Raw genomic sequence first — 17523 nt, forward strand, 5'->3', positions numbered from 1 at the left:
TATCCACAGGTCTGGTTCACGTAACAGCAAGTACTGAGGTGGTATGCAAGTCGATCTGGAGGCTGAGGGGGCGAACGTGGAAGGACTGCCGCGTTTTCAGCAGGCGGTGTTTCACGGACGTCGGTTGAAGCGGGTGGGCATCGGCCTGGCGAGTCTCGCAGCAGCAGGATTGTTGTTGGCGTTTTTTGTCGGGCTGTTTGCACCGCAATCGATCTGGCCGCCGCTATTGGTCAGTCAGTCCTCGGCGTTGATCGTGGTGGTGGCCGGTTTGCAATCGGCCTGGTGGATCACCCAATGGCGGGCGCTGGCGCTGGCTGAACCGGTGGTTGTGCTGGCTGCGGAACAGATCGAAATCACCGAGGCGCTCGGCTGGTATGAGCGACTGTTGGCGCGAGCGGGTGAGCGCTGGACCGGATTACTGGCGCAGATCGGCGCGCCGACGTTGTGGCTGGCCGGTTGGTCATTGCTGGCGTTGTTCAGCCTCGAACAGTTCTGGAACCTGACATTACCCGCCGCTGCGCTGGGTCTTTCGGCCAGCGTTGGGGCAGCGCTATCGTTGCTGCTGGCGTTCGGTTTGCTGGTGTGCGAACGCCAACTGACTCAGGAAATTCCCGCGCAATGGCCCGAAGCCGGGCAGTTGGCGCAGCTCACTCGCGTGGCGATCATCTGTCTGGTGACCGGCGCATTCTGCCTGTTGTTCAGCAGCGAAACTGCCGTCTGGCCTGTGCGCCTGGCGGTGTTGATCGGTTTACTGCCGGGGCTGGTCGCCGCAGAGTTGTTGCTGCGTGCGGTGTTGTCGTTGTTCAGTCCGCGTCGCGATCTGCTCGAACCGACGTTGCTGGCGCGCAGTTTTGTCGCGGACATGTTGCGCTGGCCGCCACAACCTTTGTTGGCGTTGCAGCACGAATTGCATAACCGCTTTGGCATCGATCTGCGGCAGATCTGGGCTTTCACTTACATGCGTCGGGCCTTCTTGCCTGTGCTGAGCGTGGTGCTGTTCGTGGGTTGGCTGCTCACCGGGATTCACGAAATACCGCTGCAAGGGCGGGGGATCTACGAGCGCTTTGGCAAGCCGGTTCAGGTGTTTGGTCCGGGTTTGCATGCCGGTCTGCCTTGGCCGTTGGGAAGGGTGCTGAGCGTTGAAAATGGCGTGGTTCACGAATTGGCGACCAGCGTCGGTGACACGCCAGCGGTGACGGTGGCTGATCCTGCGGAAGGGTCCGCACCGGCCATTGCCAATCGGTTGTGGGACGCCAGCCACGTGAATGACAAGTCCCAGGTGATTGCCAGTAGCAGCAACGATAAACAGAGCTTCCAGATCGTCAACATGGACGTGCGTTTTGTCTACCGCATCGGTCTGAGTGATCAGGCCGCGTTGGCGGCAACCTACAACAGCACCGATGTACCCACACTGATTCGCAGCACTGCCAGCCGGATTCTGGTGCACGACTTTGCCTCGCGGACCCTCGACGGTTTGCTTGGGGCCGATCGGGTAGGGCTCGCCGAAGACATTGGTCGTGCCGTGCAGGCTGATTTGCAGAAACTCGACAGCGGCGTGGAAATCCTCGCCACGGTCGTCGAAGCGATTCATCCTCCGGCCGGCGCTGCCAACGCCTATCACAGCGTGCAAGCCGCGCAGATCGGCGCGCAAGCGTTGATCGCGCGCGAGCGTGGCGCGGCTGCCGAGCAGACCAATCAGGCGCAATTGCAGGCCAGTGTCGCCCATGACCAGGCGCTGGCCACGGCCCGTGAAGTCAACGCCACGGCCCAAGCCGCCGACCTGCGTTTCGCTGCCGAGCGCAAAGCCTACGCCGTAGCCGGTCGGGCCTTTGTGCTGGAGCAATATTTTGCCCAGCTGTCGCAAGGCCTGGCCAACGCCAAGGTACTAGTGCTTGATCATCGCTTGGGTGGCAACAGTACGCCGACCATCGACTTACGCAGCTACACGTTACCCGCCACCTTACCGACTGACACTTCGCCGTCACGTCAACCCGTTCAGTCAGGAGCCGCCAATTGAGCCCGTCGCATTCCCACGAGCCGCATGATCATCACGACCACGCCGGCCACGACCATGGCCATGGCGGGCATCATCACGGCCACCACCATCATCACCATGGTGACCCGCAAGAGGCGGGCCCCTTCCCGTGGCGACGCATGGGCTGGGCGGCGCTGCTGGTGCTGTTTGCCATTGCGGCGGCGAGCCTGGTGCAAGTGCGTTCGGGCGAGGCGACGGTGATTACCCGTTTCGGCAATCCTTCGCGGGTGCTGCTGGAGCCCGGCCTCGGTTGGCGCTGGCCGACACCGTTCGAGGCGGCGATTCCGGTCGACCTGCGTCTGCGCACCACCTCCAGCGGTTTGCAGGACGTGGGCACGCGCGATGGTTTGCGGATCATCGTTCAGGCTTATGTCGCGTGGCAGGTGCAGGGTGATCCAGACAATGTGCAACGCTTCATGCGAGCGGTGCAGAACCAACCGGACGAAGCAGCGCGGCAGATTCGTACGTTTGTCGGCTCCGCGCTGGAAACCACTGCCAGCAGTTTCGACCTGGCCAACCTGGTGAACACCGACGCCAACCAAGTGCATATCGCTGATTTCGAGGCGCAACTGCGCAAGCAGATCGATCAGCAACTGCTGACCACTTACGGCGTGCGTGTGCTGCAAGTGGGTATCGAACGGCTGACACTGCCGTCAGTGACCCTGACCGCCACCGTCGATCGCATGCGTGCCGAGCGTGAAACCATTGCCACCGAACGCACCGCCATCGGCAAGCGGGAGGCGGCGCAAATCCGTTCAGCCGCCGAGCGCGATGCGCGCATCGTCCAGGCTGACGCCACAGTGAAGGCTGCGGACATCGAGGCCCAATCGCGGGTTGAAGCCGCGCAAATCTACGGCAAGGCTTACGCGGGTTCGCCGCAGTTGTACAACTTGCTGCGTTCGCTGGACACCTTGGACACGATGATAAAGCCAGGCACAAAGCTGATTCTGCGTACCGATGCTGCGCCATTCCGGGTGTTGGTTGATGGACCGCCGACGCTGGATAACAAATCTGGGTCGCAGCCATGAGTGTGGTTCCACGTGGAACAAATGAACTCGACAGCCCGTGGATTCAGGCAGGGCGTCTGGCATTTCTCGCGCTTTACGCGGTAACGGTGTTGGCTGCGTTGGCCTGGGCTTTCTCCAATGTGCGGCAGATTGATCCGCAGAATCGCGCCGTGGTGATGCACTTCGGCGCGCTGGATCGCATCCAGAACGCCGGCCTGCTGTTGGCGTGGCCGCGTCCGTTCGAGCAGGTGATTTTGTTGCCGGCAGCGGATCGGGTGATCGAACGGCGGGTGGAAAATCTGCTGCGCTCCGATGCTGCGCTGCAAGGTGAGCGTGTGGCGAGTTTCGCCAATCCACTGAGCGATGCGCTGGCCGGCTCTGGGTATTTGCTCACTGGCGATTCGGGCGTGGTGCAACTGGACGTTCGGGTGTTTTACAAAGTGACCGAGCCTTACGCCTTCGTCCTGCAGGGTGAACATGTGCTGCCGGCGCTGGACCGTTTGGTGACTCGCAGTGCGGTGGCGCTGACGGCTGCGCGAGACCTGGACACCATTCTGGTCGCTCGGCCGGAGTTGATCGGTGCTGACAATCAGGCCGCCGAACGTCGCGAGCGTCTGCGCGGTGATCTGGTGCAAGGGATCAATCAGCGCTTGGCCGAGTTAACCGCGACGGGGCAGGGATTGGGGATCGAGGTCGCCCGGGTCGACGTGCAATCGAGTCTGCCCGAACCTGCGGTCAATGCTTTTAACGCGGTACTGACCGCCAGTCAGCAGGCAGATAAGGCCGTAGCGAACGCACGTACTGAAGCCGAAAAGCTCACTCAGACCGCGACCCAACAAGCTGATCGCACGCTGCAAGTGGCTCACGCTCAAGCGAGCGAACGTCTGGCCAAAGCGTCGGCCGACACCGCCACGGTGCTTAGCCTGGCGCAGGCGCAGCAGAAGGGCAGCGACCCGGAAATGCTCCTGCGGATCTATCGCGAGCGTATGCCGAAAATTCTCGGTCAGGCCGGCTCGGTTACCACGGTCAACCCTAAAGACGATTCCCGCCTGATCATTCAGGGAGCCGAACAATGACAACTCAAACCGTCGCTGCGCCAAGCATGTTGAGCTCGGCTGAAAAACGCAGCGCCGCACGCCAGTTGACCTTGGCAATGCTCGCTTTGGGCTTGCTCGGCCTGGGACTGGTCTGGCGCTGGTTGTCGCCGGAGCAAACCGGTGTCAGCCAGTTATTGCTCGGGCTGGCGTCATTACTGGTGGCCGTTCCGGTCATGCGTTCGGCCTGGTACAGCCTGCGTTATCCGAGCCTGCACGGGATCACCGATCAACTGATCGCTCTGGCGATGATGGGCGCCTGGGCGACGGGCGATCTGCTGACCGCTGCCTTGTTGCCGATCATCATGATCTTCGGCCACGTGCTGGAAGAGCGTAGCGTGATTGGCTCTCAGGAAGCGATCCACGCGCTGGGCCGGCTGACGCGCAGCCATGCGCGCAAGGTTCAGGCCGATGGCTCGATTATCGAAATCGACAACGCTGCGTTGAAGGCCGGAGACATCGTTGAAGTGCGCGCAGGCGATCGAGTGCCTGCCGATGGGCGGGTGCTGTCCGGTCAAGCGAGCCTGGACACCGCGCCGATCACTGGTGAGTCGGTGCCGCTTGAGGCCATCGTCGGCATGCAAGTGTTCGGCGGGGCGATCAACCTCGATGGTTTGCTGCGGTTGGAAGTGACCCGCACCGGCAACGAATCGACCCTCGGCAAAGTCATCGCGCTGATGCAAAGTGCCGAGCGCTCCAAGCCACCGATCACCCGTTTGCTGGAACGCTACGCCGGCAGCTACATGGTGCTGGTGTTGCTGTTGGCCGCAGTGACCTGGTTCGTCACCAATGATGCGCAAGCAATGCTCGCGGTACTGGTTGCCGCCTGCCCATGTGCATTGGTGCTGTCGGCCCCGGCCACGGCGATTGCCGGGATCGCGGTGGCTGCGCGCCACGGCATCCTGATTCGCAGCTCGGCGTTCCTCGAAGAATTGGCGGACCTGACGTCGTTGGTGGTCGACAAGACCGGCACCCTGACGTTCGGCACGTTGCGTTTGCAGTCGATCGACAGCCCGGTCGAGGACCGCAGCACCTTGCTGAAACTGGCCGCCAGCCTCGGCTCGGCCAGCAGCCACCCGGTCAGTCGGGCATTGGCCGAGTTGGTCGCTCAGGAGCATTTCCTGTTGCTTTCGGATATTCGTGAACGTCAGGGTTTGGGTGTGGTGGCGATGACCGAGCAGGGCGAAGCGGCGCTCGGCCGACCTGAATTGTTTGCGCAGTTGGGCATCACCACCTCGACGGTGCCGGTGCACGATGGGCCGATTGCCGGTCTGGCATTGGATGGGCGTTTCCTTGCGTGGCTGTTGTTGGCGGACAGCATCAAACCGGAAGCGCGTTTTGCCATGAGAGAACTGCGCGAGTTGGGTCTTGGCCGGCAGTTGTTGTTGACCGGCGATCGGCAGAGCGTCGCCCACAGACTGGCCCATGAAGTCGGCATTAGCGATGTCGAGGCGCAAGCCTTGCCGGAAGACAAACTCAATCGCGTCCTGACTGAAATCGACAATGGCTTCCGGCCGATGGTGGTCGGCGATGGCATCAATGATTCGTTGGCGCTAAAGGCTGGCGTAGTCGGAGTGGCCATGGGCGCAGGCGGAGCAGATATCGCCCTGGCCTCGGCCGACATCGTGTTGATCGGCAGCGATCTGCGTCGACTCGGTACCTGCGTGCGCTTGAGCCGCCAGTGCCGACAGACCTTGCAGGTCAATGTGATCATCGGTCTGGGCTGGACGCTGGCGATCGTCGCGTTCGCTGCGTTTGGCTGGCTGGGGGCGGGAGGGGCGATGATTGCTGCGGTCCTGCATAACCTGAGCACGTTGCTGGTGTTGGGCAATGCCGGGCGTTTGTTGCGGTTCCAGGAGCCGCTGCTGAAGCTGAAAGAAGAGGGTTGAGGACGTGGCCGGTCAGTTCGTAACGCGACCTGTAGCAGCTGGCGAAGCCTGCGTTCGGCTGCTACAGGGTCATGTGCCGTGTTCTGAATCGACATGGTCAGTGAAGGCGGAAGCGTCGCCGAACTGTGCGCACAATTGACAGTCAACTGTGAAGAGGGCGCACTTCTTCAGGCCGTTACGTGGCTGAAATAGTGGGTTTACGACAGTTTGTTGCCCCGTCGTGACTCATAGGAAAAGGCTATTAAATCGATAGCCAGCTAATTTTCCACAATGGTCTACCCTCAAATCAGACGTCTGAAACAAGGGGGACTATTCATGCTCGCGCAACTACCACCGGCCTTACAGAATCTGCAATTACCGCTTCGCTTGCGACTGTGGGACGGCCATGAATTCAATCTGGGCCCTGCGCCCAGCGTCACGATTGTGGTCAAGGACCCACAATTAGTGTCTCAATTCACTCGCCCAAGCCTCGACCTGCTGGGCGCCGCTTTCGTTGAGGGCAAGCTCGAACTTGAAGGTCAGATCAGCGATGTGATCCGGGTCTGTGATGAGTGGAGCCAAGCGCTACTGGATGATACCGACGGCAAGCAGCCGGTGCGCTCTGTCCATGACAAAGCCACCGACGCAGCGGCGATTTCCTATCACTACGACCTCTCGAATGCTTTCTATCAGCTCTGGCTCGACAGTGACATGGCGTATTCCTGCGCTTACTTCGAAACCGGCAGCGAAACCCTGGAACAGGCCCAGCAAGCAAAATTCCGCCACCTGTGTCGCAAACTACGGCTACAACCCGGCGAATACCTGCTGGATGTCGGCTGCGGCTGGGGAGGGTTGGCGCGTTATGCGGCGCGGGAGTTCGGGGTGAAAGTATTTGGCATCACCCTGAGCAAGGAGCAGTTGGCATTGGCCCGGGAGCGGGTGATCGCTGAAGGTTTGCAGGATCAGGTTGAGCTACAACTGCTCGATTACCGCGATCTGCCTCAGGATGGGCGGTTCGATAAGATCGTGAGCGTCGGCATGTTCGAACACGTCGGGCACGCCAACCTGGCGGAATACTGCAAGACATTGTTCGGGGCCGTGCGTGAAGGCGGCCTGGTGATGAACCATGGCATTACCGCCAAGCACACGGATGGCCGGCCGGTCGGACGCGGAGCGGGCGATTTCATCGAGCGCTACGTATTCCCTAACGGTGAATTACCGCACCTGTCGATGATTTCGGCTGAAATCAGTGAAGCGGGGCTGGAGATCGTCGATGTCGAAAGCCTGCGTCTGCATTACGCCCGTACGCTGGACCACTGGAGCGAGCGGCTGGAGGACAACCTTGAAGCCGCTTCCAAAGAGGTGCCGGAGCAGGCGTTGCGGATCTGGCGACTGTACCTGGCAGGCTGCGCCTATGCGTTCGCACGGGGCTGGATCAACTTGCACCAGATCCTCGCGGTCAAGACCCACCCCGACGGCAGCCATGAGCTACCGTGGACGCGTGACGATATCTACAACCCTTAAAGGATCGGCGAGATAAGCCGGGCGACCCGCATGCCAAGCTGTTGCAGGCGGTGGGTCTTCCGGCTTTCGCCTTTGGCAATTTCGTGGGCCTGAGCAAAGTCGTCGTTGAGCATGTGTTCCACCAAACCTGCGAATTCGCTGTCGACGGTCAGTAGCATCACTTCGAAGTTGAGCCGGAACGAACGGTTGTCCAGATTCGCACTGCCGATCGCCGTGATCTCACTGTCGATCAGCACGACCTTCTGATGCAAAAAGCCCGGTTGGTACCGGAACACCCGAACCCCGGCGCGTACGGCTTCGAAGGCGTACAGGCTGGAGGCGGCATAGACGATCCGGTGATCCGGTCGAGATGGCAACAGGAGCCGCACATCGACACCGCGCAGTACCGCCAGGCGTAGCGCGGCAAATACCGCTTCATCGGGTATGAAATACGGGCTGGTGATCCACACGCGTTCGGTCGCGGAGTGGATGGCTTCAACGAAAAACAGCGAGCAGGTTTCGTAAGGGTCCGCCGGTCCGCTGGCCAGTAGTTGGCAGAGCACGCCGTCGTCGGGGTAGCTCTGTGGCAGAATCAGCGGTGGCAGTTTTCGGGAGGCCCAGAACCAGTCTTCCGCGAAAGACTCCTGCATGCACGCAACCACGGGGCCGCTGACGGCGATGTGCGTATCGCGCCACGGTGCCAGCGGTGGTTTCTGGCCCATGTATTCGTCACCGACGTTATGCCCGCCGACAAAGCCCTGCGCGCCGTCGACCACGACAATCTTGCGATGGTTACGGAAGTTCACCTGAAACCGATTGAGCCAGCCACTGCGTGTGGCAAACGCCTCGACCTGCACCCCGGCATCACGCAAGGGTTGAACATAGCTGTGAGGCAGGGAGTGGCTACCGATCCGATCGTAGAGCAGGTAAATAGCGACGCCTTCAGCGGATTTTTCCATCAGCAGTGTTTGCAGGCGTCGGCCGAGCTGGTCGTCATGGACGATGAAAAACTGAATCAACACGGCTTCACGGGCGGTGCGTATCGCTTCGAAAATCGCATCAAAGGTTGCCTGGCCGTTGATCAACAGCCGTACCTGATTGTTTGCCAGGCACGGCATCCGCCCCAGCTTCGGCATCGCCCGTAACGAGGTGTAGGCTTTGGAGGCGCGGGCGGTCAGCGCTTCCTCGATCCACGGACGCCAGTTCAGGTCGGCGATGGCCTTGTGCATTTCTTCGTTGGCCTGCCGACGAGCCTTGATATAAGCGTCGAAGGTGCTGCGACCGAAGACCAGATAAGGGATAAGCGTCAGGTAAGGTATGAAGACCAGTGACAAGGCCCAGGCAATCGAGCCCTGAGCGGTCCTGACGGTCAATACGGCGTGAATGGCGGCGATCGTGCCCAGTGAGTGGATGAGCGCGATCAGATACGCGAAAAGATGGGGTCCAAAAAAATCCATGGGGCAACCGTGCTCCTGACAGTTCAATGCTTAACAGACCATGTTCCACGATGAATGTCGCTATTTAATTAGACATGCAACCGAAGTAGATTGGCGACGTCTAACGGGCACTATTGTCTAGGAGTTACTCGATGAACGTACGTCTGCTGGGTTTGGCCATGGCTGTTGGCTTGTCACTTCCTGTGGTCGCTCAGGCACAGATGCTGCAACCGGGTTTGTGGGAATTGACCTCAAGCAACATGAAGGTCGATGACCAGAACCTCCCGGATCTGCAGTTGATCCTTAACCAGTTGGGCAGCCAGATGACGCCGGCACAAAAGGCCGCGTTGGAGAAACAAGGCATCACCATGGGCGGTAAAGGGATTCGTGTGTGCCTGACCCAGGCACAGGTTCAATCCGATACCATTCCCCTGCAAGACCCGCAGTCAGGCTGCACGCAGCAGGTCACCGACCGCAGCGGCAACCAGTGGAAATTCCGCTTCAGCTGCCCGAAAGCCCAGGGCGCCGGCGTTGCTACGTTCCTTAGCGACCGTGAGTTCAACACCACGGTCAACGGTACGTTCAACGCCACCGGAATCCAGCAAAAGGGCAGCATGGATACTCGTGCCGTGTGGTTGGGGCAGGATTGCGGAACGGTCAAACCTCGCGCCTGATCTCTATTGCTGGCAAGGCTGCGGCCTTGCCAGCGACAGTGTCCATTTCGATCCGCAGCCGCTCACACACCGCTTCAACACTCATCCGCCCAAAATCCTCGCCCTTGCCGCTGCGCAAACTGACGAATCCGCCATCCATTTCCTTGTCACCGATCACCAGCAAGTAGGGCACCGCCAGCAGAGTGTGGTGGCGAATCTTGTTCCCGATGTTTTTCTTACGCACATCGGAGTTGGCGCGAAAACCTGCGCGACGCAGCGCTTCGGTGACTGACTGCGCGTAGCCGATCTGACGCTCATCGATGTTCACGACGACGACCTGTTGTGGGGCTCGCCATTCATCGAGCTCCTGCTGATTAGCCCAGCACACGCCGTAAATCCGTTGCCGTGATGTTCCACAAAGATGGGCCAGGGCGAACGCCTGCAATACTCTGGTTGAAGGCACGTACGGACCATCAAGCACATCTTCGAAGTTCCCCAGCCGAGATTGCGACAGGACGTGATTGATCGAGTGGTTGGTGGTTGCCAGTGCATACATTCGCGCTTCGATCAGCTTCAGGTCGTCAGGTTGTAACGATTGTTCGTGGGCAAATTCACAGTAAAAACCATCACCGACAACCGCGCCTGCGTACAGCTTTACCTCGGTATAGAGCTGCCTGATCGCCATCGCCAACAAGCGCACGCAAGACCGGCGAAGGATCTCCAGACCTTCCGGTTCCTGCGGTGTGACGATGTTCACCCGTGCGTCCTGACTGATCACGAATGCACAATCCACCAGCGTGCCATTCACCCGGCCGGCGACCGCCGCTTTAGCCAGGCCAATTCCAATGCTCGCCGCAACTTCAAATACCGAGAGTGGTTGGTCGTACTCGCGCAGCGAGCCGTCAGGCAGGGTGATGTGAATCATCGTCGGTTTTCCTGGGTGTCTCATGCAAAACGCTATTCAACGCATAAACCGCAAGGGCAAACCCTGACAGTCTTCATTTAGACGTTCGGCGTGCCAGGCAATTTGCCCCGAAACCAATGTCGTGCTGACGCTGTGTCGAAAGTGCTGCCCGGCGAACGGTGTCCAGCCGCATTGAGCGAGAATCGGCTGCCGGGAAACAGCTTTGCCGGCAGGCTCTGGTTTGATCAAAACGAGGTCGGCCCAATAACCTTCACGCAGGTAACCGCGATCCGGTATGGCAAACAGATCGGCCACGCGATGGCTGGTTTTGGCCACCAGGGTGGTCAGTGGAATCAACTGATCGGCCACCAGTTCCAGCAGCGCGGGGAGGGCGTGTTGTACCAGCGGCAACCCGGAAGGTGCCTGTCGGTAGGGCAACTGTTTTTCAGCCCAGGTGTGGGGCGCGTGGTCGCTGCCGATGATGTCCAGTCGGTTGCTGAGCAACGCTTGGCGCAATGCATCGCGGTCAGCTTGAGTCTTGATCGCCGGGTTGCACTTGATGAGATTACCCAGGCGCAGATAGTCGCGATCATCGAACAGCAAGTGATGCAGGCAGACTTCGGCGCTGATGTGTTTTTCCTTCAGCGGTTTGTCTTCGAACAAGGCCAGTTCGCGAGCAGTGGTCAGGTGCAAAACATGCAATCGAGTGCCGTGTCGTTTGGCCAGATCGACCGCCATTGAGGAGGAGCGAAAGCACGCCTCGGCATCGCGAATCAGCGGATGAGCCGCAGCGGGAATGTTCTCCCCGAACAGTTCGGCAAGGTTGTTTTCGTTGATCTGAATGCTAGGAGTGTGTTCGCAATGGGCTAGCAGGATCGTCGGAACCTCGGCAAAAAGCCGTTCAAGAATTTTCGGGTCATCCACCAACATGTTGCCGGTGGAAGCGCCCATGAAGACTTTGACCCCGGCGACTTCGCAGGGGTTGAGTGCTGCGACGGTGTCGAGGTTGTCGTTGCTGACGCCGAAGTGAAAGCCGTAATTGGCCACCGAGTGGATCGCTGCCCGGCGCTTTTTTTCGGCCAGTGCATCGAGCGTCAGGGTTGCCGGTCGGGTGTTGGGCATGTCCATGAAACTGGTGATGCCACCCGCTACGGCCGCCCGCGATTCGGTATGGATGCTGCCTTTGTTCGGTGCACCCGGATCTCGAAAGTGCACCTGGTCGTCGATCATTCCCGGCAGCAACCATTGACCATTGGCGTCGATTTCCAGCATCGCGTTTTCACCTTCGATGCTGCTGGCGATCTTCACAATGCGCCCGTGATCCACTAACAGATCGGCGTCGAACTCACAGCCTTCGTTGACCAGTCGGGCGTTGCGAATCAACACGCTGCTCATGCTCAAAACTCGTTCTGCAGGGCTTTGTAGCCACGCACCAGATCGACGTTGGTACGCGCCACATCCTCGGAAAACTCCGAGGCGCTGATGCTGACCGGTGGGAACTGGGACAAGTCGGTTTTCGGACCGATGCGTGTGGTGGACGGCACATAGAAATCGGCCGGCAAGTCTCGCCCGTCGACCACCGAGTTGTGCCGCACTACACAACCATCGCCGACTGCACAGTTGAACAGCACGCTGTTGAAACCGATGAACACCCGGTTACCGACGGTGCACGGACCATGGACGATGGAGCGGTGAGCGATGGAGCTGAACTCGCCGATGGTCACCGCTGCACCGGATTTGGAGTGGATCACCACACCATCCTGAATGTTCGAATTGGCGCTGATGGTGATGGGTTCCATCTCGCCCGAATCGTCGACTTCATCGGCGCGGATCACCGCGTAGGGGCCGACGAAAACGTTCTCGCCAATCACTACCTTGCCGCAGATGATCGCGGTTTTATCGACGTAGGCGGACTCGGCAATCCGCGGCAAATCGCCGGAAGGGTTCTTGCGGATCATGGCGTGCTCAAGGCGTTGTAAAGCGTGTTGAGGTTGTATTCGAACAGCCCGGCAAAGGTGCTGGCCGGACCTTCGGCGGCGAGTGCATCCGAGTACAGGGTGCCGCCAATGTGCGCGCCGCTTTCATCGGCGATTTGCTTGAGCAGGCGGGCGTCCTTGATGTTTTCCATGAACACCGCTTTGACCTTGGCCTGACGGATCTGGGTGATCAATGCGGCCACTTCGGCGGCAGACGGTTCACGTTCGGTGGACAGGCCTTGAGGTGCCATGAAGTCGATGCCGTACGCTTGACCCAGATAGCCGAAGGCGTCATGAGACGTAACGATCTTGCGGTTGCCCGGAGGCAATGCGCCGAGCTTGGTTTTGGCTTCGGCCAGCAGACGGTAGATCTGCTTCAGGTAGGTCTGGCTGTTGTGTTCGTAATCGGCTTTGTTCGTCGGGTCTGCGGCGATCAGCGCCTTGGTGATGTTGTTCACATAGAGTTCGGTATTCGCCAGATTGTGCCAGGCATGCGGGTCGGGGAGGGTCTCGCCGTCCTCGTTCATGGTTCTTGGAATCACCCCGCGGCTAGCGGTGATTACCGGGGTTTTGGTGGCGGTGCTGGCAACCATGCGGTCCAGCCACGGCTCGAAACCGAGGCCGTTCTTGAAGATCAGTTTGGCCTTGAGCAGGGCCTTGGCATCGTCCGGAGTGGGTTCGTAGGTGTGAGCGTCAGCGTCCGGGCCGACCATGTTGGTGATCTGGATGTGCTCGCCGCCGACCTGATGAACCATGTCGGCAAGAATGCTGAAGCTGGTGACCACCGGCAGTTTTTCTGCTGCCGATACCGTTGAAAGCGACATCGACAACCACACACAGAACAGCACGAGTAGAGCGCGCATCGGGAAACACCTCATTGGGACGTGAGCAAAGGCGGGCGCCGCAGCAGTCCGTGCACCGGACCGAACACCACGGACAGCAGGTACAACGCGCCGGCTACCAGCACGATGGCCGGGCCGCTGGGCAGCGAGTAGTAGAACGACAGCAACAGACCGAACCATACCGAGAGACAGCCGAGCACCCCGGCGATGGCCATCAACATTGGCAAGCGGCGACTCCAGAAGCGTGAAGCGGCGGCCGGTAACATCATCAATCCGACCACCATTAGCGCGCCGATGGCCTGGAAACCGATCACTAGATTCAGCACCACCAGAGTCAAAAATACGCCGTGCGCCAAAGGGCCGAGACGGCTGACGGTTTGCAGAAACAATGGGTCGAGGGTGTCCAGCAACAGTGGCCGATAAATCAGTGCCAAGGCGATCAGGCTGATCCCCGAGATCCAGAGCATGCCGGTCAACGTTGGGCCGTCGACGGCCAATGCCGAGCCGAACAACAAGTGGAGCAAGTCGAGGCGTTTGCCGGCGATCCCCAGGATCAGCACGCCGCTGGCCAGCGAGATGGGGTAGATCGCCGCCAGGCTGGCGTCTTCCCGAAGGCCGGTGCGGCGGGTAATCCATGCCGCTAATCCGGCCATGCTCAGGCCAGCGCCGAGGCCACCGATGGTCAGCGCCGGCAAGCTCAAACCGGCAAACCAAAACCCTAACGCGGCGCCAGGCAAGATGCCGTGAGCCACGGCGTCACCGATCAGGCTCATGCGTCGCAGGATCAGAAACACCCCAAGCGGTGCGGTGCTGCAAGCCAATACCAGACCACCGATGAGGGCCCGGCGCATGAACACGAACTCGTGGAACGGTTGCCAAAGTTGCGCAGCGACAAGCATTACGCCACCTGCGTGAGTGGTTGCTGGAGGATCAGTTCACGGCTAGGCGCCAGGACGCAGCCCGAGCTTTTGATCAGCAATGCTTGAGGAATGTGTTGGCGAACCGCAGCCAGGTCATGACACACCACAACCAGGGTTCGGCCCTCGTTGTGCCAGGTGTGGATGTGTTTCCACAGCAGCGCCTGACCGAGTTCATCCAGCGCGGCGTGAGGTTCGTCGAGCAGCAACAGTGGCGCTTCGGCGAGGCTCAGACGAGCGAGCAGGGCGCGTTGCAATTCGCCGCCTGACAGCGCCATCAACGGGCGTTGTTCCAAACCGTTCAGACACCAGTCGTTCAGCACGCTGTCGAGGCGTTGGCGGCGAACGTCCGGCGTTTGCTTGCTGCCCCAGAATCCAGCGCTCACCAACTCTTGCAGACTGATGGGGAACTGTCGGTCGAGGTGCTGTTGTTGTGGCAAAAAGGACAAGCCACCTCGTGGTGAAACATCGAGGACGACTTTACCTGCCAGCGGCTTTTGCAGACCGGCGATGACTTTCAGCAAGCTGCTTTTGCCCGAGCCGTTGGCACCAATGATTGCCGTCAGGCTGCCGCGGGGCAAATTGAAATCGAGGGCGGGAGTTAGTGGTTGGCCAGGAGCCCCCCAGCGTAATCCTTGGCAGCGAATCATGCGGCCTCCCAGTTCCAACGACTTTCGGCGACCGCATCATGAGCGTGAAGACTTTCAGCGTGAAGCACCCGCAATTGAAATGCCTTGATGCCGGGAGAGCGTTTCAACGCCAGATTCAAACGTCGTGCAGCGTCTTCGCAGAACATCAGGTTCTGACCATTCGCGAGAGCGAAGGCTTGTTCGTCGGCACGCTTTACTGCGGTTTGAACGGCGGTGCCGAGCGCGGCTTCGGCGTCATTGATCGCCGCGATCAAGGGCAGATCGTCCAGATAGTCATCCAGTCGTAGCCGCAATTGCGCACTGCTGCGTTGACTGTGGGGTGTCGCAACGATGCCTTTTGGCGATCCGAGCCAAGTCAAAACGTCGGCGTGCTGCAACGGCTTGTTGGCAAAGTCATCGATGAATTGCTGCTGAATAAGTTGTCTCGAAAGCGCGGCTGAACAGGGGCATGTGGACGAATAAGGAACTTCAATTTTAAGTTCCACGTGGAACACTGTGTTTTCCAAGCGCGCTTCGATGCTGATCGGATAGCTTTTCCAGCCGGCCAAAGGGCTGATCAAGGCTGGGCGTTTGAGCAGTAAATCAGCGTGAATGCGCAGGTAAGCGGCATTGGATAAACCCTCGTGGCTGTCGAGGAAACGTTGCAGAGCTTGCCGCAACAACGCCGGGGTGAGGCTTTCTTGCTCAAGCATTTCCAGCGCCAGATACAGCCGCGACATATGAATGCCACGCGCTTCGCCATCATCGAGGCTGACGCCAGCGTCGGCTTTTGCGCTCAATCGCTGACCGTCGAATACAACAGGAAGAGCAATGCCGCACATGCCCACCCATTCGAGTGGCAAGGCTTGGCGTGAGGCCTGCGCGGCGATATCCGGCAGAGTCAGCGCATTCATGAGCAGGTCCATCGTTGGAAATGTTTTGCCATGTTATATTATAACAATGCAGTCGACGATACCTTTTTCTCGAGCGGTCTTTCACTATGCACAGGCGACAATTGCTCAACCTGTTGTTGGCCAGCGCTGCGCTGGTTTTACCCTTCGGCGTGTCGGCCACGCAGATCCGCAATGCACGGCTCTGGCGTTCGGATGACAAGCTTCGCCTTGTGCTCGATCTGAGCGGACCGGTGCAGTACAAAACCTTCTCGTTGAGCGCGCCCGAGCGACTGATCATCGACTTGAGCGGTGCGCAGCTCAGTGGTGACTTCAGCCAATTGGCGCTCACCAACACGGTGATTCGTTCGATCCGCTCAGGGCACTTCGGGCAAGGCGATACACGGATCGTGCTCGACCTTACCGGTCCGGTGCGGCTCAATAGTTTTCAACTGCCGCCACAGGGCGGGCAGGGTCATCGTCTGGTGCTCGACCTGCTCAACGCCGCGCCCGTGCAGATCGCTGCGGCGGCACCTTTGGTCCAGCGTGAAACACCGGCTGACAAGGCTCACCCCAAGCGCGACATCATCGTCGTGGTCGACCCTGGTCATGGCGGAAAGGACCCCGGCGCAATTGGCGCCAAAGGTGAGCGCGAGAAAGACGTGGTGCTGTCCATCGCACAATTGCTGGCCAAGCGTTTGAAGCGTGAAAAAGGTTTTGATGTGAAACTGGTGCGCAACGACGACTTCTTCGTGCCGCTACGCAAGCGCGTGGAGATCGCCCGTACGCACAAGGCCGACATGTTCATCTCGGTGCACGCTGATGCGGCGCCACGGCTCACGGCTTCTGGCGCTTCGGTTTACGCATTGTCCGAAGGTGGCGCGACCTCGGCCACGGCGCGTTTCATGGCGCAACGGGAAAACGGCGCGGACTTGCTGGGGGCGAGCAGTCTGCTCAACTTGAAGGACAAGGATCCGATGCTCGCCGGAGTGATACTCGACATGTCGATGAACGCCACCATCGCCGCCAGTTTGCAGCTTGGCAGCACGGTACTTGGCAGCCTGGCAGGCATTACCACGTTGCATCAGAAACGTGTGGAACAGGCCGGATTTGCAGTGCTGAAGTCACCGGATGTGCCATCGATCCTGGTCGAGACCGGCTTCATTTCCAATGCTCGCGACAGCCAAAGGCTGGTGACGGCGCGGCATCAAAAGGCGGTAGCCGACGGACTTTTTGAAGGTTTGCAGCGCTATTTTCAGAAGAATCCGCCGCTAAACAGTTACATGGCCTGGCAACAGTCGCAGCAAAAATCGCAGGTCTAGCAGCCCGTCAGTCGGCTACAGGTGAACTTGCCGCTGGAACCGCCAGAGCTGGAAAACCGATTGAGGGTGGTCCAGCCAACGCGGCGGCTGTAACCGACCCAGGCTTCGCCATCCGACGCCAAGCCGGTGAAGAACGTCAGTTGGCCATAACGGCTGCTGGTCTGCGCCCAATAGCGTTTACCGCTCACTTCAAACCCGCGCATGTAGGTCGTGCTGCCCGCCGTAGCGACGCTGTAAGAGTTGCCGTCCGGGTCTACGCAGGCCAGCAGATTGGCGCTGCGCGTGCACTTCGCCTGGCTCGATGCCTGCGCGCAGGCGTTTGCCGCGACCAACAGCGAAAGGCTCAACAGTGTGCATTTCAAGGCGTTGTGCATGGGTTTTCTCGTTGTGCGAACGGGCTCAAGCATTGCGTCCTTCGTCGCAGGGAGCAAGAGGGGATTGGCGTCT

Annotated in this window: 16 protein-coding genes; 7 read left to right on the plus strand and 9 right to left on the minus strand. The window is 59.7% G+C overall.

Annotation, left to right across the window (positions count from 1 at the left end):
• Window positions 1-43: 43 nt before the first annotated feature.
• The 5 genes from hflK (AC1DHT_RS06400) (at window position 44) to cfaB (ending at window position 7528) form a co-directional block, all read left to right on the plus strand.
• A complete protein-coding gene (gene hflK, locus AC1DHT_RS06400) occupies window positions 44-2017 on the plus strand; it encodes a protease modulator HflK (RefSeq protein ID WP_427541348.1) in 1974 nt (657 codons plus the stop codon).
• Window positions 2014-3063 (plus strand): protease modulator HflC, encoded by a 1050-nt coding sequence (hflC, locus tag AC1DHT_RS06405; RefSeq protein WP_427541345.1) that lies wholly within the window; start codon window positions 2014-2016, stop codon window positions 3061-3063. The genes hflK (AC1DHT_RS06400) and hflC overlap by 4 nt, the downstream gene beginning before the upstream one ends.
• Window positions 3060-4118, plus strand: coding sequence for a protease modulator HflK (gene hflK, locus AC1DHT_RS06410; RefSeq protein ID WP_427541342.1), 1059 nt, complete (start codon window positions 3060-3062; stop codon window positions 4116-4118). The genes hflC and hflK (AC1DHT_RS06410) overlap by 4 nt, the downstream gene beginning before the upstream one ends.
• Window positions 4115-6025: a cation-translocating P-type ATPase gene (locus tag AC1DHT_RS06415; protein ID WP_427541339.1), complete on the plus strand. Its 1911-nt coding sequence runs from the start codon at window positions 4115-4117 to the stop codon at window positions 6023-6025. Before hflK (AC1DHT_RS06410) ends, AC1DHT_RS06415 begins: the two co-directional genes overlap by 4 nt.
• A 315-nt stretch (window positions 6026-6340) precedes the next feature.
• Window positions 6341-7528, plus strand: coding sequence for a C17 cyclopropane fatty acid synthase CfaB (gene cfaB / locus AC1DHT_RS06420; RefSeq protein WP_427541336.1), 1188 nt, complete (start codon window positions 6341-6343; stop codon window positions 7526-7528).
• Here the strand turns inward: cfaB and cls are convergent.
• Window positions 7525-8964, minus strand: a complete 1440-nt coding sequence (gene cls, locus AC1DHT_RS06425; RefSeq protein ID WP_427541333.1) for a cardiolipin synthase — start codon at window positions 8962-8964, stop codon at window positions 7525-7527. The two genes, cfaB and cls, sit on opposite strands and share 4 nt — an antisense overlap.
• A 131-nt stretch (window positions 8965-9095) precedes the next feature.
• Here cls and AC1DHT_RS06430 point away from each other — a divergent pair, with 131 nt between their 5' ends.
• Complete coding sequence (locus tag AC1DHT_RS06430) at window positions 9096-9617, plus strand: DUF3617 domain-containing protein (protein WP_054594808.1); 522 nt, start codon at window positions 9096-9098, stop codon at window positions 9615-9617.
• Here the strand turns inward: AC1DHT_RS06430 and AC1DHT_RS06435 are convergent.
• The 7 genes from AC1DHT_RS06435 to folE2 are packed head-to-tail and all read right to left on the minus strand — an operon-like array spanning window position 9601 to window position 15778.
• Window positions 9601-10521: a His/Gly/Thr/Pro-type tRNA ligase C-terminal domain-containing protein gene (locus AC1DHT_RS06435; RefSeq protein ID WP_427541330.1), complete on the minus strand. Its 921-nt coding sequence runs from the start codon at window positions 10519-10521 to the stop codon at window positions 9601-9603. The two genes, AC1DHT_RS06430 and AC1DHT_RS06435, sit on opposite strands and share 17 nt — an antisense overlap.
• Window positions 10522-10557: 36 nt before the next feature.
• Window positions 10558-11895 (minus strand): dihydroorotase, encoded by a 1338-nt coding sequence (locus AC1DHT_RS06440; protein WP_427541327.1) that lies wholly within the window; start codon window positions 11893-11895, stop codon window positions 10558-10560.
• Between the two features lie 2 nt (window positions 11896-11897).
• Window positions 11898-12458: a gamma carbonic anhydrase family protein gene (locus AC1DHT_RS06445; protein ID WP_427541324.1), complete on the minus strand. Its 561-nt coding sequence runs from the start codon at window positions 12456-12458 to the stop codon at window positions 11898-11900.
• A complete protein-coding gene (locus tag AC1DHT_RS06450) occupies window positions 12455-13339 on the minus strand; it encodes a metal ABC transporter substrate-binding protein (RefSeq protein ID WP_427541321.1) in 885 nt (294 codons plus the stop codon). Before AC1DHT_RS06450 ends, AC1DHT_RS06445 begins: the two co-directional genes overlap by 4 nt.
• Before the next feature lie 11 nt (window positions 13340-13350).
• Entirely contained in the window at window positions 13351-14217 is an 867-nt protein-coding gene (locus AC1DHT_RS06455; RefSeq protein ID WP_427541318.1) for a metal ABC transporter permease, read from the minus strand.
• On the minus strand, window positions 14217-14885 hold the full coding sequence (locus AC1DHT_RS06460) for a metal ABC transporter ATP-binding protein (protein WP_427541315.1): 669 nt from the start codon (window positions 14883-14885) through the stop codon (window positions 14217-14219). Before AC1DHT_RS06460 ends, AC1DHT_RS06455 begins: the two co-directional genes overlap by 1 nt.
• Window positions 14882-15778 carry a GTP cyclohydrolase FolE2 gene (gene folE2 / locus AC1DHT_RS06465; RefSeq protein ID WP_427541312.1) on the minus strand — a complete coding sequence of 299 codons (897 nt, stop codon included), beginning with the start codon at window positions 15776-15778 and terminating at the stop codon, window positions 14882-14884. Before folE2 ends, AC1DHT_RS06460 begins: the two co-directional genes overlap by 4 nt.
• Before the next feature lie 86 nt (window positions 15779-15864).
• Here folE2 and AC1DHT_RS06470 point away from each other — a divergent pair, with 86 nt between their 5' ends.
• Window positions 15865-17076, plus strand: a complete 1212-nt coding sequence (locus tag AC1DHT_RS06470) for an N-acetylmuramoyl-L-alanine amidase (RefSeq protein ID WP_427541309.1) — start codon at window positions 15865-15867, stop codon at window positions 17074-17076.
• Here the strand turns inward: AC1DHT_RS06470 and AC1DHT_RS06475 are convergent.
• On the minus strand, window positions 17073-17450 hold the full coding sequence (locus AC1DHT_RS06475) for a glutamine synthetase (protein ID WP_103314824.1): 378 nt from the start codon (window positions 17448-17450) through the stop codon (window positions 17073-17075). The genes AC1DHT_RS06470 and AC1DHT_RS06475 overlap by 4 nt on opposite strands.
• Between the last annotated feature and the right edge of the window lie 73 nt (window positions 17451-17523).

The sequence above is a fragment of the Pseudomonas sp. 05N432 genome, assembly GCF_056396945.1.

Coding starts and splice junctions, on each gene's coding strand:
- AC1DHT_RS06460 (WP_427541315.1), bottom strand. CDS start 14,885: ATGATTCGCTGCCAAGGATTACGCTGGGGGGCTCCTGGCCAACCACTA.
- AC1DHT_RS06430 (WP_054594808.1), top strand. CDS start 9,096: ATGAACGTACGTCTGCTGGGTTTGGCCATGGCTGTTGGCTTGTCACTT.
- folE2 (WP_427541312.1), bottom strand. CDS start 15,778: ATGAATGCGCTGACTCTGCCGGATATCGCCGCGCAGGCCTCACGCCAA.
- hflK (WP_427541342.1), top strand. CDS start 3,060: ATGAGTGTGGTTCCACGTGGAACAAATGAACTCGACAGCCCGTGGATT.
- AC1DHT_RS06445 (WP_427541324.1), bottom strand. CDS start 12,458: ATGATCCGCAAGAACCCTTCCGGCGATTTGCCGCGGATTGCCGAGTCC.
- AC1DHT_RS06440 (WP_427541327.1), bottom strand. CDS start 11,895: ATGAGCAGCGTGTTGATTCGCAACGCCCGACTGGTCAACGAAGGCTGT.
- AC1DHT_RS06475 (WP_103314824.1), bottom strand. CDS start 17,450: ATGCACAACGCCTTGAAATGCACACTGTTGAGCCTTTCGCTGTTGGTC.
- AC1DHT_RS06455 (WP_427541318.1), bottom strand. CDS start 14,217: ATGCTTGTCGCTGCGCAACTTTGGCAACCGTTCCACGAGTTCGTGTTC.
- AC1DHT_RS06470 (WP_427541309.1), top strand. CDS start 15,865: ATGCACAGGCGACAATTGCTCAACCTGTTGTTGGCCAGCGCTGCGCTG.
- AC1DHT_RS06415 (WP_427541339.1), top strand. CDS start 4,115: ATGACAACTCAAACCGTCGCTGCGCCAAGCATGTTGAGCTCGGCTGAA.
- cfaB (WP_427541336.1), top strand. CDS start 6,341: ATGCTCGCGCAACTACCACCGGCCTTACAGAATCTGCAATTACCGCTT.
- AC1DHT_RS06450 (WP_427541321.1), bottom strand. CDS start 13,339: ATGCGCGCTCTACTCGTGCTGTTCTGTGTGTGGTTGTCGATGTCGCTT.
- hflK (WP_427541348.1), top strand. CDS start 44: ATGCAAGTCGATCTGGAGGCTGAGGGGGCGAACGTGGAAGGACTGCCG.
- cls (WP_427541333.1), bottom strand. CDS start 8,964: ATGGATTTTTTTGGACCCCATCTTTTCGCGTATCTGATCGCGCTCATC.
- AC1DHT_RS06435 (WP_427541330.1), bottom strand. CDS start 10,521: ATGATTCACATCACCCTGCCTGACGGCTCGCTGCGCGAGTACGACCAA.